At 35.0% G+C, this 14,765-nt stretch carries 12 protein-coding genes; 7 read left to right on the top strand and 5 right to left on the bottom strand.

Features of this window, described 5'->3' with window-relative positions; translation table 11 throughout:
- Positions 1-113: 113 nt before the first annotated feature.
- Together LEP1GSC059_RS00520 and LEP1GSC059_RS00515 are read right to left on the bottom strand one after the other, a co-directional pair.
- On the bottom strand, positions 114-1,529 hold the full coding sequence (locus LEP1GSC059_RS00520) for an NHL repeat-containing protein (protein WP_017215079.1): 1,416 nt from the start codon (positions 1,527-1,529) through the stop codon (positions 114-116).
- Positions 1,493-2,386 (bottom strand): site-2 protease family protein, encoded by an 894-nt coding sequence (locus LEP1GSC059_RS00515; protein ID WP_017215078.1) that lies wholly within the window; start codon positions 2,384-2,386, stop codon positions 1,493-1,495. Before LEP1GSC059_RS00515 ends, LEP1GSC059_RS00520 begins: the two co-directional genes overlap by 37 nt.
- 235 nt (positions 2,387-2,621) lie before the next feature.
- Between LEP1GSC059_RS00515 and cysE the strand changes: the two genes are divergently transcribed.
- Positions 2,622-3,329: a serine O-acetyltransferase gene (gene cysE / locus LEP1GSC059_RS00510; protein ID WP_002179219.1), complete on the top strand. Its 708-nt coding sequence runs from the start codon at positions 2,622-2,624 to the stop codon at positions 3,327-3,329.
- 508 nt (positions 3,330-3,837) lie between these two features.
- Here cysE and mpl36 read toward each other — a convergent pair.
- Positions 3,838-4,749: an RlpA family plasminogen-binding lipoprotein MPL36 gene (mpl36, locus tag LEP1GSC059_RS00505; protein ID WP_002179334.1), complete on the bottom strand. Its 912-nt coding sequence runs from the start codon at positions 4,747-4,749 to the stop codon at positions 3,838-3,840.
- Positions 4,750-4,855: 106 nt separating this feature from the next.
- Between mpl36 and LEP1GSC059_RS00500 the strand changes: the two genes are divergently transcribed.
- The gene (locus tag LEP1GSC059_RS00500) at positions 4,856-5,758 is read left to right on the top strand and encodes a tetratricopeptide repeat protein (RefSeq protein WP_020980087.1); all 903 of its coding nucleotides are present in this window, start codon (positions 4,856-4,858) and stop codon (positions 5,756-5,758) included.
- A gap of 217 nt (positions 5,759-5,975) precedes the next feature.
- A complete protein-coding gene (locus LEP1GSC059_RS00495; protein WP_017215076.1) occupies positions 5,976-7,067 on the top strand; it encodes a tetratricopeptide repeat protein in 1,092 nt (363 codons plus the stop codon).
- A gap of 563 nt (positions 7,068-7,630) precedes the next feature.
- Here the strand turns inward: LEP1GSC059_RS00495 and folP are convergent.
- Complete coding sequence (gene folP / locus LEP1GSC059_RS00490) at positions 7,631-8,461, bottom strand: dihydropteroate synthase (protein WP_020980111.1); 831 nt, start codon at positions 8,459-8,461, stop codon at positions 7,631-7,633.
- 93 nt (positions 8,462-8,554) lie between these two features.
- On the opposite strand from folP, the gene LEP1GSC059_RS00485 reads away from it, so the two are divergent.
- The 4 genes from LEP1GSC059_RS00485 to LEP1GSC059_RS00470 are packed head-to-tail and all read left to right on the top strand — an operon-like array spanning position 8,555 to position 13,635.
- Positions 8,555-10,618 (top strand): OmpA family protein, encoded by a 2,064-nt coding sequence (locus LEP1GSC059_RS00485; RefSeq protein ID WP_017215075.1) that lies wholly within the window; start codon positions 8,555-8,557, stop codon positions 10,616-10,618.
- Between the two features lie 9 nt (positions 10,619-10,627).
- Positions 10,628-11,776: a DUF1577 domain-containing protein gene (locus LEP1GSC059_RS00480; RefSeq protein WP_002179329.1), complete on the top strand. Its 1,149-nt coding sequence runs from the start codon at positions 10,628-10,630 to the stop codon at positions 11,774-11,776.
- Positions 11,777-11,782: 6 nt separating this feature from the next.
- Positions 11,783-13,102 (top strand): histidine--tRNA ligase, encoded by a 1,320-nt coding sequence (gene hisS, locus LEP1GSC059_RS00475; RefSeq protein WP_017215073.1) that lies wholly within the window; start codon positions 11,783-11,785, stop codon positions 13,100-13,102.
- Positions 13,099-13,635: a phosphatase PAP2 family protein gene (locus LEP1GSC059_RS00470; protein ID WP_002179174.1), complete on the top strand. Its 537-nt coding sequence runs from the start codon at positions 13,099-13,101 to the stop codon at positions 13,633-13,635. The genes hisS and LEP1GSC059_RS00470 overlap by 4 nt, the downstream gene beginning before the upstream one ends.
- Here LEP1GSC059_RS00470 and LEP1GSC059_RS00465 read toward each other — a convergent pair.
- A complete protein-coding gene (locus tag LEP1GSC059_RS00465; RefSeq protein ID WP_004453007.1) occupies positions 13,594-14,763 on the bottom strand; it encodes a Re/Si-specific NAD(P)(+) transhydrogenase subunit alpha in 1,170 nt (389 codons plus the stop codon). The two genes, LEP1GSC059_RS00470 and LEP1GSC059_RS00465, sit on opposite strands and share 42 nt — an antisense overlap.
- Between the last annotated feature and the right edge of the window lie 2 nt (positions 14,764-14,765).

Genomic DNA, 14,765 nt, shown 5'->3' with positions numbered 1-14,765 from the left:
TAGGTATAATTCATTTTTCTAAATGTAGAAACTTTACTTTTAGAATTTTTTATCGTTTTACACTGAATGCAGTTTATATTACATTATTTATAACTTATTCAAAAATTACGGAATCACTCTAAAATTAATTGGATTTCAGCCGAAAGATTTTTCCATTCTTCAGAACCTCTACTTTTGTAAAAAACGGGGGATTGAATTTCATTCCAACTATCAGCTCGAAATAGATCGATACTTTCTTCTCCCTTTTTAAATACACGAGAGGATTCTTCCGAAGAAGGTTTCACAGCTTGAATAGGAGCCCACCCAAAACCGGGAATATAAACGTCCATCGTGTCTTTAAAAGAAACAGAACCTGAACTTGTAACAAAAGCGGTATATTGAGAACGAACGGGAACACCCGAATCCAAAAGACTTTTTTTCAAAGAAGGTATGGTACTTCTAAACAATCTAGCATCAAAAACTTTATCCACGTAATAAGAATTTTTCTGAGTTTCAATCGGTCCGTCTTTTAAAAACAGTTTTAAATCATCCCCTATTATTTCTTTCTTTTCCAAAAATTCGTCAGTTACGTAATAACGGATATTTTGAGTTCTAACTTCAAAAGAATATTCTAATGTTTGTTTACCTTTGGAATCATCCACACCAAGGACTTTTACAAACGCTTTTTCACTTCCAATAAAATCTTGTTTAAATCCTGTTTGAATCATTTTTAAATTTCGAATCCTCTGATGTTCCGTCGTGGGCGGTTGAAAAATCCCAAGGGAACCTCCTGCAATCGATATTTCATTTAACGAAAAAGTTAACCTAACTTTCATTAGGCGAATTGTTTCTCCGGAAGCAATAAAACGGTCCGTTTCTACAAAGGAAACTTTTCGAACTTCTTTTCCGGCTCGATCGATTACTAAAATTTTACTTCCTAAAAAAACAATTCCTCTGATTTCTTTAGAAGGTGTTTTGATAGAACCGGTAATCGCTCCGTTATCCGGATTGTATCGATATATATTTCCGTCGGAAGAATCCGAAACCCAAATGGAATCTCTTGCAAAAACCAAATCCCTAGGTTGAGCCCGATCCGTTAAAAAACCTCCGATCAATTTTCCGGTCGCTTTGTCCAAGATGGAAATTTTTCCGTTCTCTTGATCTAATAGATAAAGCAAAGAATCAATACTTGCAACGCCGGCAATTTTTTCGATCGGAACCGGAATTCTTTCTATAACACCACCTGTATTGGGTTCTACCTTTAAAACGAGTTTTCGTCCGGCTACAAAAATTCTTCCTTCGCGAGGATCAAAATTAATTCCTGTAAGAAAAGGAACGTTTAATGAAAACGATTCTTGTTTTCCATTTGGATCAACCCGATACAAAGATCTATGTGTGGAATCTAAATACCAAAAATTTGTGCCATCGTATGTGAAACCGTACGCGTTTTCCGTAAGTTTGATTTCCTGATCTTGGTCAAAAACCGGAGTCGAAATTACGACTAGAAGAAGGATTAAAGATCTGAATAAACCGATTTGAGCGAAGTCCATATTTCCTCAGCAAAACCTGGCCGATTTATATCCGTTCCAAACTGGATGGGAGAAGGCACGAAGATAAAGACCAACGTAAGTAAAATCAACAGGCCGCCGATCTTTCGAACTCGATCCAATGGAACCGCCGAGTCAGGAACAAAAGGATGTTCTATTTTTATGATGAAATAAATCAGGAAACCCCACAGTAACCAGGAAAAATTCCACAAACATAATAGCAAAAAACAGGTAAAAAGATAATAAATCCAATTTCTATATTTTTCACCAAAAACGGAATAAATTACGTGACCACCGTCTAATTGACCAAACGGAAGTAAATTGATCGCCGTTACAAGAAGTCCAACCCAACCTGCCTGAGCCAAAGGATGAATCCAGACGTCTTGAACGGCAGGATTAAAAGGCCCTAAAATCCATTGATTTACGAAAATTGTAAAAATAGATTCTCCAAAAGAAATAATTCCTGGATTTCCTTTCACACTTTCCATCGGAACCAAAGAAGACATATAGATTCCTACCACATAACAAGGTACGGAAAGAATCAAACTCATAAGAGGACCCCAGATTCCTATGTCAAAGAGTTGTTTTTTATTTCGGATCGGCTCCAAAATTCGAATGACAGCCCCCATAGTTCCAATTGGAGCTAATGGAATCGGTATAAAGTACGGCCAGGTTACTTGAATACCGTAATGACGGGCGGCTAAAAAATGTCCCATCTCGTGAGCTAAAAGAATTATAATCAAAGAAAGAGAATAAGGAAGTCTAAGAAAAAATAATTCTTTTAAGGATTCAGTCGATAAGAAAGGGATTTTGAAAAATTCACTTTGAAATGTGAGAGTCAAAAAGGTTAATACAAACAAAATTAAGTGTGTTGAAAATTTATATCGTTTCAATTTTATATTCTATTCTTCTTAGGAAGAATCCTCTTTACATCATATCACGAATTTTGAACCTTTTCCTTAACAGTTCTAGTTCAAACCAAATACCTTAGTGGAATAATAATTTCTAAAATTTATCTTCCCAAGTTTTTGAAAAAGAATGTCGAATTGTTTCAGAAAGGTTAATTGTAGCTTTGGGAAAAATGGAGATTAACATTTGTTTGAAAATATTAAATTTATAAGGAAATACGATCCGGCTGCTAAGTCCTATTTGGAAATTGTACTCTGTTATCCCGGTTTACACGCCCTCTGGTTTCATAAACTAGCCCATTTTCTTTATAAGATGAAACTTCCTTTGATCCCGAGGATAATCAATACTTTTTCCAGATTTATCACTGGAATCGACATTCATCCTGGAGCAAAAATCGCAAATGGGATTATGATCGATCACGGACACGGAGTTGTAATCGGTGAAACCGCTACGATCGCAAAAGGATGTTTAATTTATCAAGGTGTTACTCTTGGAGGAACTGGAAAAGAATCTGGAAAACGTCACCCGTCTTTACTCGAAAACGTAGTGGTAGGTGCAGGAGCTAAAATTCTTGGAAATATTACGATCGGAAAAAACGTACGTGTAGGTGCGGGGTCGGTAGTTATGCGAGACGTTCCACATGATACTACCGTAGTCGGAATTCCTGCAAAAGTGGTTCGCTCTAAAATGCCAATCGGTGAAGAAGGCGAGCACATGTTGGATCACAACGAAATTCCGGACCCAGTCGCTAAAGTATTTTCTATCCTACTTGAAAGAATTGAAACTCTTCAAAAAGAAGTTCATTCTATAAATAAAGACCCCGTTCAATTAAAAAAGGAAAAAGACAATTTGGAAGAAATTTTAGACGAGTTTATACACGGCGGAGGAATTTAAAAATTTGTTTTGAAGTAATTCCTACAAATTCCACTTCTTACTTTTATTTAAACGAAAAAGCGATTTAAAACAATTACGGATATGGCGGTCTTACGACCTTCTTTGTTTCAGTAAAGAGAAAGTAAATTGAAACTGGAATTTTTAGAACATAGTTTGTGGGAACTCCACAAATTAAAACTTGTACAACTTTCAGATTCTCTTAAAAAAACATTCAACTAAAAATTATACTATAAACTGTCGAAAATTTAGCTTCTAAATGGCGGTACGTTAACAAATCCAACGAATCTATTGTGCAGACGTCCTGATTGTTAATTTAGAATTATATATAGAACTTTTATAAAAGTTTATCATGCTGAATTATATAAATCAACAAAACGAAAATTCATATTAAAAATAATATTATCTATTTATTATATAAAGATTAGTAAAAAATGATAAGAAAGAAACCCCGCAAAAAGTTACGGGGTCGTTAAACGAGGAAACAATTTTTCTAAAATTTAAAGGCAGGTTATTTTTTAGGAATGAAACAATCAATTCCATCGTTCTTTAACTTCGATTTTAAAGATTCCGCCTCGGTTCTATTTGCAAAATCTCCTAATTGAATTACAAACAAACCGTCTCTTGCAAATAAAAATGTCTTTTCACCGTATTCTTGTCCAATATTAGATTTATAAGATTCAGCTCTAGATTGTTCCCGAAAAACACCTACTTGAACTGTATATCCCTTAGGAGCACCTTTGATATACTTTCCACCAGCAATTGGTTTATTTTGATAATCCGATTTTTGAGGATTTAATTTTTCAGGTCTTCCATCTTCCAAAAGATCTTCTTCATCGTCTGAGTTTTCGAGATCTTCAGATTCCTCGTTTGCAGCTCCTCCACGTTTTACTACTTTAATACCTACTTTAGCAATACCTACATCTTTAAAATCTAAAGTATCCGCTGCTTTTTCTGAAAGATCAATGATTCTATCTTTTACGAAAGGTCCTCTATCGTTAACACGAACTATTACTTCTTTTTGATTTTCTAAATTTTGAACTCTAACAATGGAACCTAAAGGAAGTGTTGGATGTGCCGCGGTTAATTTTGTTTTATCAAATTTCTCTCCGCTTGCGGTTGGTTTACCGTGAAACTTTGCACCATACCAAGAAGACATTCCAACTTCATCAAAATCCCCGGAAGAAGAATTTGTTTTTTCAGGTGGTTGAGCTTTTGCATATTTTTCAACGTTCAATTCTTCTTCGAAAGATCTACGCGCAGGTTTTTGAGAAACGAAATTCGAACCAGAATCCATCGGGGCAATTTCTTTTTCAAAAAAAATCTCTGACGGATCTCCTGAAGCACTGACGCTTCGTTTAGATTCTACAGACGCACAAGACGTAAAAATGATCAGGGCGGTTAAGATTGTTATTTGTTTCATAATTTCCTCGGTCCTATTGATTCCTTATAACAAATCGGTAAAACTGAAAAAAACCATGATAACTTTTTGAGTCGCGCGGGTTCAAAATAATTCCGATAGTTGTACTATGACCGGAACGGATATAACCAAGAGATTCAATCAAGCTCTAATCTTAGAAAAAGAAGGTAATTATCCAGAAGCAATTCGACTCTATGAAGATTTAATTCAATCTCAGCCAAAATATCAAAAGCCGTATCTCAATCTGGGAGCGCTTTATTCTAAACAAGGTAACTCTAAAAAAGCGATCGAGATTTACCAAAAAGCACTCTATGTCGGAAAATCACCCGAACTTTACTACAACATTGGAATCGAACTTTATAGAACCGGCGAAACAGAGACGGCAATTCGGTCTCTTAAAAAATCCTTAGAAATCGAAAAGAGATTTTTAAACTCCCATATCCTGCTCGCGTATTGTTATAGACAACTTGAGAGAGATGATAAAACCGAACTTTATCTTACAAATGCAATTCGACTAGATCCGAAAAATCGAATGGCGCTTACGGCTCTTGCAACTCTATATTTTGAAAAAGAACGTTGGAGAGACTGTCTTGAAACAGCAAATAAAATAAATAAACTCTTTCCGAACGATCCCAGAATGCAGGTGCTTCTTTCTGAAGTGCACACTCGTTTAGGAAACTTTAAACAGTCATTTGAAATTCTTAAACAAGCGACTTCACAATCGAAAGGATTTACTCGTTTTTCAGATGCAATTGAAGAATCCAAAAAAAATCCTGAAGAAGCGGCTTTTTTCGATTCATTAGAAAAACTTACAAAAAATAAATTGGATGAATTTCGATCGAAACTTGAAATGAATCAAGAAAATCCAGAAGATTTCTCTCCCCCAAATCCTCAGGATGCACTTGATCTTTCTTTGATGTATTTATTCCATGGTGACAAAGAACGAGCTTTAAAGTATATGCTTTATGCACAAAAACAATTGGAAGAATCAAACACGCAAAATGAAGTTTGATTTGATCTATCCAAAAAAGAATTTTAGAAAAACGTTAAGTATCATACTACGTTTCTCGAATGATAAAATGATATTTTATAGTAAGGCAAAGTTATGTAAAAGTTTGTATATTCAACAATGCTTAAGCAATAAATATACCAAACTCAAAAAACGATTTTTTTTATCATTTGTTTGGGTAAGGCTTTTTTCATAAAAGTTCTATTCCAAAACTCGCAAAATGTGGGAACTCATACTAAAATTTATTATCAAAAAAATGTTTCAAAATCCTAAAATAACTTCTACGAGACGTAATCTGTGGGAACTATTACTACCTTTTTCTTTTCGAGTTTTAGGGAAAACTTTGCCATTTTTTATCATTTCAATTTTTCATTTTTGTATTTATCCGATCCGAGAAGCAGAAGTTTTAGAAACAGATGTTTTGTTTTTATATTTGAACTCTATCGAATTCTCACAAAACGAATTAGAAAAAATGAATTCGATTTGGAAAGTAAAAATGCTAAGAGACAAAGGAACCACAGCGGAAGATAAAAATAATTTGGGAATTCTATTTGCAAAAAATTCACTTTTAGACGATGCAGAATCCTTTTGGAAGGAGTGTATGAAAATTTCAGAATCAAACCCAGTATGTTTTTCAAATTTGATTCGAATGTATTATTTAATCGACGAATACGAAATTTCAAAAAAAGAAATTTTTATTTATCTAAAAACCGCAAAGAAAGAACAAATTCAACAAGTTAGAAAATTACTCACGAGTCAAAATCGAAAAGAAGAAACCGTTTTACTTCTAGACGTTCAATCTAAGATTCCGGGTATGGAAATAGTTTCCTGGGACGAATTAAGTACTTATTTTCTCGAAAAACAAGATTACGAAAAAGCATATTTTTATTTAGAAAAAATTTTAGAGATCAACCCTTATCATAAAAACGCTCGTGCTTCTATGGTTCTTTTAGCTCATGATCTGGAAAAATGGGACGATCTTTTAATGTTCGCAATGAATCTTAATTCTACGGATGATAAGATTCCGGATTTGAATTATTATATTGCAAAAGCATATTATGAAAAACGAAATTACTCCGAAGCTTTAGAATGGATTCGAAAATCTCCCGAATCCGAAAGAGAAACCTTTCCGTTTATAGAACTCTGGAAAAAAATATTACTTTCGATAAATCCAAACTCAGACTTACATCCTATCCTTACTTATATCAAAAAAATGCAGGCCAAAGGTATACAAATTAAAGAGGAAGATATTCTACCAACTCTCAATCCTTCCGGAAAAAAGACGATCGAAGACATTAAAGTAGGCAGATAATACTTAGAACTATAAAATAAAGTATCCAGTATTTCGCACTGAAAACAGTACTTTATAAAAAAATTTACATGTTCCAACAAGACCTAATTTTAATGTGAGTTCAGCGAAATAAAACCATGATTCAGAAAATGTTGGAATCTGAACTTTACAGATTAATTCTTTAAAAGTGAGAATTCCCACAATTGATAAAATAGAAGTTTATAATAATTGAATTTTCGCATTTAAATGTGGGAACTCTTATAAATCACGATTTTACGAACAAATCCTAAAATAGTAGGAACTCATACTTTTAGAAAATTTTTTCTCAGCTGAACTTATGTTAAAATGAGATTTAAATTTTAATGATGCCCGTAAAACAACGGCTTTGTGCAAAAATCTGATTGGAAGATAATTTTTTTGTGTCTCATAGTAGTTCCACAATTTCCAAAGTTTAACCATAAATCCACGATTTGTGAGAGTTCCCACATCTATTTTTTCATGAAAAAATTGACCTACGATAAAGCAGATTTTCTTACATCGAATTCACAATTGAAGCCCGACGGATTCCGGTCTTGTCACAAAAATTATATATTCAATAAATTCCAAATTTTCAAAGCTTGTTTTAAATTTTTAGGTTCGTGAGTTCGAATATATTCTACATTTTGAATATATAGATAAAGTTCGGCGACTACGGTAGGAATTTCCCGTTCCTCTACTTTCAAACCTCCGAATGCGTTTCCTAAAAATGATTTTTTTGTAACCGAAACCATTATCGGAGAAAACTCTTCTTGAAGGGTTTTAATTTTTCTTAATACTTCAAAACTCACCTGAAAATCTGGACTTAGAAAAAAGCCCATCCCAGGATCAAAGATCAACTGTTCTTGTGCAATTCCCGCGCTTAATAAAACTTTTTTTCTTTTTCGAAAAAATTGTACAATTTCTGAAATTACATTATTCGGTGTTAAATGCGATTTTACCTCTGCACGATTTGAATGATTATGTGAATACATCAAAATAAACTTTCGATTGGTTCGCGCATATTTGGAAATTTCTCGAATGGATTCTTCATCTACGAAACCTCGGATATGATTGATAAATTCCACACCTGCAGATAAAGAATTAGCAATTACTTGAGGCTGAAAAGAATCTACGGAAATACGAACTCCTTTTGCAATTAAATCCGGAATCAGATTTTTCATTCTGACCCATTCTACTTCGGGACCGATCAAACTTGCTTGAATATTAGAAGACTGAGCTCCTATATCGATCACATCTGCGCCTTGATCTAAAAGAGAATTTGCTTTTTCAGAAGAAGATTTAAAAGTAAGATACTTTCCCCCATCGGAAAATGAATCTTCGGTAATATTCAACACTCCAAAGATCTTTGAAGAATTTGAATCTTGTTTACTTTCCATCTTTAAAATCCTAGATATAAGACCGATACTTTAAGTAAGATCCTGAATTTAAACTAAAAACAATCATCCTTACATTCTTTTCGGAGCGGGTTCATGCGTCCTTTTTCTAAATTGATTTTTATTCTTACCTTTTGTATTTTTTTACCCGTTTCCTCTCAGCCTCTACCGGATCTTCCTGAAGAACAATTCGGTCAACCTCTCAACACACAAAACGACGAATACAATCCGATCGTAAGCCCAGATGGAAAATACATTGTATTTCAATCTAATCGTCCCGGCGGAGAAGGAGGAATGGACATTTGGATCTCGGAGAACATCCGTTTTTTAGATAAGGAAACTCCGGCGGAATGGACCAAACCTGTAAACATGAATCAAAACATTTGGGAGGAACTAAAACGTCCTCCAATTGCAGGAGTTCGTAAACCAAATCTATTCAATTCCAACGCGTTTGAAGGTGGAGTTTCAATTCTTTTCGATTCTAACAATGCGCCTTCAGAAATTTATTTTACTTCTACAATCAACCTTGCTGTAGGACGTTCCGGTTTTGAAGGTTTAAATATTTATAGAACGATTAAAGATAAAAAAACAGGAAGATGGAACGATCCAGAACATCTCAGTGAAATTAATTCCAATTTCAACGATAAGATGCCCGCAATTTCTCCCGATGGAAATTTTTTAATCTTCTCTTCGGATCGTCCGGGAGGTTACGGTGATTTCGATCTTTGGATCTCGGTTCGTAATCCAAAAAACGGAAGTTGGTCCCAACCTAAAAATTTAGGTTCTCCTCTTAATTCTTCGGAAAGTGAAATTCTTCCTTTTATTCACCAAGACGGAGAACAACTTTACTTCAGCTCTAATCGAGAAGATGAAAGAAAAAAATTTAAGATTTTTAGAATATTCTTAAAATATAAATCTGCTCTAGACAACATGCTGGAAGACGAAGAAGAAACGGAAGAAACTCCAAAAACAAAATCGACTGAAATTTTAATTCCTAAAATTGATCAATCCTCTTTGTTACTTCTTCCCAAACCGTTTAACACAGATAAGTGGGAAGGTTTTGATAACGAAGGAATCAGTTTCGATAAAGATGGTATTTGGGCTTACATTTCTTCCAATCGTTCGGGCGGAGAAGGTCAATTTGATATTTTTCGTTTTCAAGTTCCAGAATCTATTCGTAACTCTTACACTTTGAACTTCAAAGGTTTAGTTTTAGACGGTTCCGAAAAAACAATGATTGGTTTAGATTCTACTTTAAAAATTTATGATGGAACAAAACCGGCTAACGTAATTACTTCGAAAAGAATCGGAGGAGACCTTACCAAAGGAAAACCTTCTAATTTTGCTACAACTCTTCAAACCGGAAAGGTCTATAAAATAGAAATTAGCTCTCCTGGTTTTCATCCTCAAGAAGATATTTTGGATCTAAGAGGAAACATAGGCAAAAATCGAAAAGTCTATAGAACTTACATTCTTTTACCAATTCAAATAGGAGAAGGTAAAACGGAAGAAACAAAAGTAGAACCACCTGTAGAAAATCAAAAACCAAACTTGACCGCTATGAAAGTAATCGTAGCGGACGCTTCTACAAAACAAATCATTCCAGACGCGAAAGTTACTCTTTTTACACCTATAAATCGCAAAGGAGAATCCCTAGTTCAAGATGCGGATAAAAAATCTTTTCTTATCAACCAATTACCAGATAATGATTTTGAATTATTTGCAACAGCTCCGAAATATATTTCTGAAAGTATCAACATTATTCAAAAAAATATTTCCAAAAATGGAACTGTAACAATTTATCTGAAAGCAGAAAGCGACGTAGATCCGGTTTATAATCTACGAGTTTATTTTGAATTTAATAAAACAAAAATCACAGAAGAGAATGAAAAGTTGTTAGATCCTCTTGTAGGCTATCTTTTGAAAAATGCGTCCGATAAAATTGAAATTGGGGGGCATACCGACAACGTAGCCTCCAAAGAATATAATACAAGATTGAGTGCCAAAAGAGCCCGTAACGTTTACGAGTATCTTCTTTCAAAAGGAATTCCAGAAAAAAGAATGAGAATCAGGGCTTATTGGTATTCACAACCGGATGCAGACAATGAGACAGAAACCGGAAGAGCAAAAAATAGAAGAGTTGGTTTTAGAAAACTCTGAGGAGTTTTCATGAGTGTACAATTTCAAACTCACATGCAAGCTCAGAGATCTTGGGAAACGATTCAAGATGTGAATAAGATCAAATATATTCTCAAGGAATATATTCATTTTCAAGGTTTACTCGTTAAAGAATCTCCTTTTCATCAGGAATTAAAACCGATGGAAATCAGAGAAGATGGTACTTTTATTTTTCCAATTGATTCTACTCTAACGAACATCAACGATGAACTTGTTCTTTACAGAACTCTTTCTAAACACATAGAGATCAGCTTTGACGTAATCGAAAAAACCGACACTCAGATCATATGCAAACCTCTCTTTGCAAGAATCGCAAAAGCAAAAAGAATGTCTCCTCGTATCGAAGGTCTGATGGGGAAAGTGATAGCTCATAAATTTTTAATCCCCAGAAAAGAATTAGATATTGCTAAAGTTTTAGGAACCTCCGGACAAATCATACTCAACGATTTAAACAGAAAGGTAAAACATATTTACCCTTCTTCTAGACTAGTATTCAATTCCTCTAAAGAACTTTCACCAGAAGAAGAATTAGTAAAAAAATATAAAAAACCGATTTATATCCGTGATACGTCCACTTTAGATTCAAATCCAGAAGGAGAATTTGCAAACTTAGACCTACTCCCAGTCAAAGAAACTCTCCAAGAGGAATTGATCTTAGAGGAAAGGCTTCGTTTTTTTAAAAGTAGTAAAACTCGTTCTCTTCTTATCTATCCTATCCTTTTTAAAAGTGGGGGTGAAACCCAAATTTTCGCCATGGGAGTGATCGAATCGAGTGAAGGTCCGATTTCGGACAAAGTAATTGCTTTTTACAAAGAAATGGAAGAAATTTTCAATTCAAGAATGGGAGATTCGAACACAAAATCTTTGGACAAGAGACAAAACCTTCTGAATATATCAGAAGGTGGAATTCTTCTCGAAGTAACGGATCCAGAATTGATCCAATCTTTTTTACACAAACCAGTTTTTACTGCGGACATTACTTTTAAAATGCAAGCCCCTTTACGATTTGCGTTTCATATCCGACATATTTCCCAAGTCGGAGAAATCTATCATGTAGGTGCAGAAATAGTTGGCTCCAACGATGCTAAGGCAAATATGACTCTATTGAAGAAAAATATGAACTTCATTAAGACTCAGTAATTTGCCTTGGAAAATCAGAAAAACTTTTTAACCACAGCTCCTTACAAGGGGACCAGAGATTTTTATCCGAAAGAAATGAGACTTCGGAACTGGATGTTTTCCGTTATGCGGGAAACCGTTCTTTCTTTTGGCTATGAAGAATACGACGGTCCTATTTTAGAATCCTTCGATCTCTACAAAGCTAAAAGTGGAGAAGAGATCGTTGAACGACAGTTATACGATTTTATAGACAAAGGAGAAAGAAGAGTTGCAATCCGTCCGGAAATGACTCCTACACTTGCAAGAATGGTGGCCGGAAATTTACGTAATCTTCCGAAACCTGTACGTTGGTTTTCCATCCCTAACTTATGGCGTTACGAACAGCCCGGCAAAGGTAGGCTGAGAGAACATTGGCAGTTGAATGTGGATCTTTTCGGTGTAGATTCTCATCGCGCCGAACTTGAAATTCTTTTGATCGCAGATTCAATTTTAAAAAAATTTAGGGCGCCTAATGGAAGTTATCAGATCAAAGTTTCTCATAGAAAACTTTTAGATAGTTTTTTAAAAAATTCTCTCAAACTCAATAATGATCAAGTTCACGGAGTTTCTAAACTTTTAGATAAAAAATCTAAAATTTCTCCCGAGGCTTTCGAAACAGAAATTAAACCTTTCTTAAACAACTTTAAAGAACAGTTCTCCCTTATTGAAACGTATCTTAATTCTAATTTAGAAACGGTTTCTAAGATTCCAGGAATCGACACGGATTCTGTTTCTTTTATCCGAAATTTATTTCAAGAATTAGGCGAACTCGGAATCGATAAACAATTGTTATTCGATCCTTCCATTATCCGTGGATTTGATTATTATACCGGATGTATTTTTGAGGTTTTTGATACCAATCCTGAAAATAGAAGATCCTTATATGGTGGGGGAAGATACGATAATCTCATAGGTCTGTTTTCCAAAGAACAATTATCCGGGATCGGTTTTGGATTAGGCGACGTAACACTGAAAAACTTTTTAGAAGGCCATAATCTAATTCCGAATCTAAGCAGAGAAAAAACTCTTTTTTTTCCGATTATGAATGAATCTCTTTTCGTAGACACTTTCAAACTTTCTAAAGAACTCCGTGAAAATGGGATCCTCACCGAAACGATGTTAGATTCCGCAAAAATCGGAAAACAAATTCAGATCGCAGAAAAAAAAGGTTATCGCTACGTATTGTTCCTTGGAGAATCGGAAATCCGCACGGAAACGGTCCAAATTAAAGATCTAGTTTCTGGAGAACAAAAAAGCCTTCCAAGAAAAGAGCTTTCGGATATTCTTAAAAAAGACTTTCAACTTTGATAGATATTGTAGATCAAATCGATTTTTCACTTTCTACTTGGATTCGGACAAAACTCCACAATCCTAGATTGAATCGTATTCTTTCCAAAGTCAATCGCGGGGAAGTATTTTTATTGATACTCCTTCCCTTTCTTTATTTAAAAAATGATCTTCCAATCGTTTGGTATTGGGTTTTACTTTTTACCGGTTTAATCACTTATACAAATGATCGGTTTGTACTTTTTCTCAAAAAGCTCATCGCAAGAAAAAGACCACTGATCACCGTCGCCGGAAAAGTTGACTCTAACCCGGATATGAAACATTCGTTTCCTTCCGCTCACGCCGCCAATTCCATGACAGCCGTTTTAATTCTTGTACTCTTGTTTAAATTTTCTCCGGCTTTGATTTTAATCAGTTTTTTGGCCGGAGTGGGAAGGTTACTTTCTCTCCATCACTTTGTAAGTGACGTGATCGGTGGTTGGATGATCGGAACGATTTTTGGTTTTTTTGGCTTATTTCTTGGAAGCGCTCTTCTTAGGTTTTGCTGCTCCTGACTTAGATCCCAAAGCGTCTAACGTAAGTTTATGACGAACTTCGCCCTGGTAAGTAATCGTAGTCGAAGAAAGAATTTCATCATTCAGATCTAAATTGATTTTTTTATCCTTAATTAATAGTTTAAGAAAATTTAAAACGTTCTTGCTAAACATCTTAGATGCGTCTGCGGGAATCGAGCCAGCAAGATTTTTATGACCGATTACCGTAACTCCTTTTGGAGTAACTACATTTTGTCCATGTTTTGTATATTCGCAGTTTCCACCCATAGAAGAAGCAAGATCCACAACCACAGAACCCGATTTCATGTTATCCACGATCTTTTTAGTGATCAGTAAAGGTGCTTTTCTTCCAGGAATAAGTGCGGTTGTTATGATTACGTCCGCTTTTTGAGCATACTTATCGATTGCTTCTTGCTGCCGTTTTTTATATTCTTCGGTTTGTTCAACCGCATAACCTCCAGCAGCAGCGGAATGGGAAGCACCTTCCACTTCTACAAACTTCGCTCCAAGAGAATGAACCTGCTCTTTTACTTCTGGTCTTGTATCAAACACGTCTACAACCGCGCCTAATCTTCTACTAGAAGCAATCGCCTGTAATCCAGCGACTCCGGCTCCGATAATTAGTACAGAAGCAGGTGTAATTGTTCCAGCTGCCGTAGTGAGCATTGGAAAAAATCTGGCTAAATGAGAAGCTGCAAGTAACACCGCTTTGTAACCCGCAACTGTTGCTTGAGAAGAAAGTACATCCATTGACTGGGCTCTCGTAATCCTTGCAATTGCATCCAAACTTAGAACTTCTACCTTTTTAGAAGCAAGTTTTTGAATTGTTTGTGCGTTCATCGCAGGTTGGAACATTCCTAAATAAATGGTTCCTGGTTTCATTTTTCCTAATGTTGTAGGATCAGCAAGATGAATGCTTACGATGATATTGGATTTACTAACAACGTCTTGGCGAGATACAAGACTTGCTCCAGCTTTTTTATAATCTTCATCATGATAATAAGATTGTTCTCCAGCGCCTTTTTCTACGAGCACAGTCGCTCCGATTTTTTTAAGCGCGTCTACAATATCTGGTGTAACAGATACTCTTGTTTCTTCTTTAGATTCTTTTAAAATTCCAATATTCATAA

The sequence above is a fragment of the Leptospira noguchii serovar Panama str. CZ214 genome (genome assembly GCF_000306255.2).
Taxonomy (GTDB): Bacteria; Spirochaetota; Leptospiria; order Leptospirales; family Leptospiraceae; genus Leptospira; species Leptospira noguchii.
Note: the sequence above shows the minus strand (reverse complement) of the source record. Positions and strands in the feature narration are given on the sequence as shown.

Bases quoted from the DNA above. Each gene is read 5' to 3' on its own strand.
- LEP1GSC059_RS00520 (WP_017215079.1), bottom strand. From the start codon at position 1,529: ATGGACTTCGCTCAAATCGGTTTATTCAGATCTTTAATCCTTCTTCTA.
- mpl36 (WP_002179334.1), bottom strand. From the start codon at position 4,749: ATGAAACAAATAACAATCTTAACCGCCCTGATCATTTTTACGTCTTGT.
- LEP1GSC059_RS00500 (WP_020980087.1), top strand. From the start codon at position 4,856: ATGACCGGAACGGATATAACCAAGAGATTCAATCAAGCTCTAATCTTA.
- LEP1GSC059_RS00495 (WP_017215076.1), top strand. From the start codon at position 5,976: ATGTGGGAACTCATACTAAAATTTATTATCAAAAAAATGTTTCAAAAT.
- folP (WP_020980111.1), bottom strand. From the start codon at position 8,461: ATGGAAAGTAAACAAGATTCAAATTCTTCAAAGATCTTTGGAGTGTTG.
- LEP1GSC059_RS00485 (WP_017215075.1), top strand. From the start codon at position 8,555: ATGCGTCCTTTTTCTAAATTGATTTTTATTCTTACCTTTTGTATTTTT.
- LEP1GSC059_RS00480 (WP_002179329.1), top strand. From the start codon at position 10,628: ATGAGTGTACAATTTCAAACTCACATGCAAGCTCAGAGATCTTGGGAA.
- LEP1GSC059_RS00465 (WP_004453007.1), bottom strand. From the start codon at position 14,763: ATGAATATTGGAATTTTAAAAGAATCTAAAGAAGAAACAAGAGTATCT.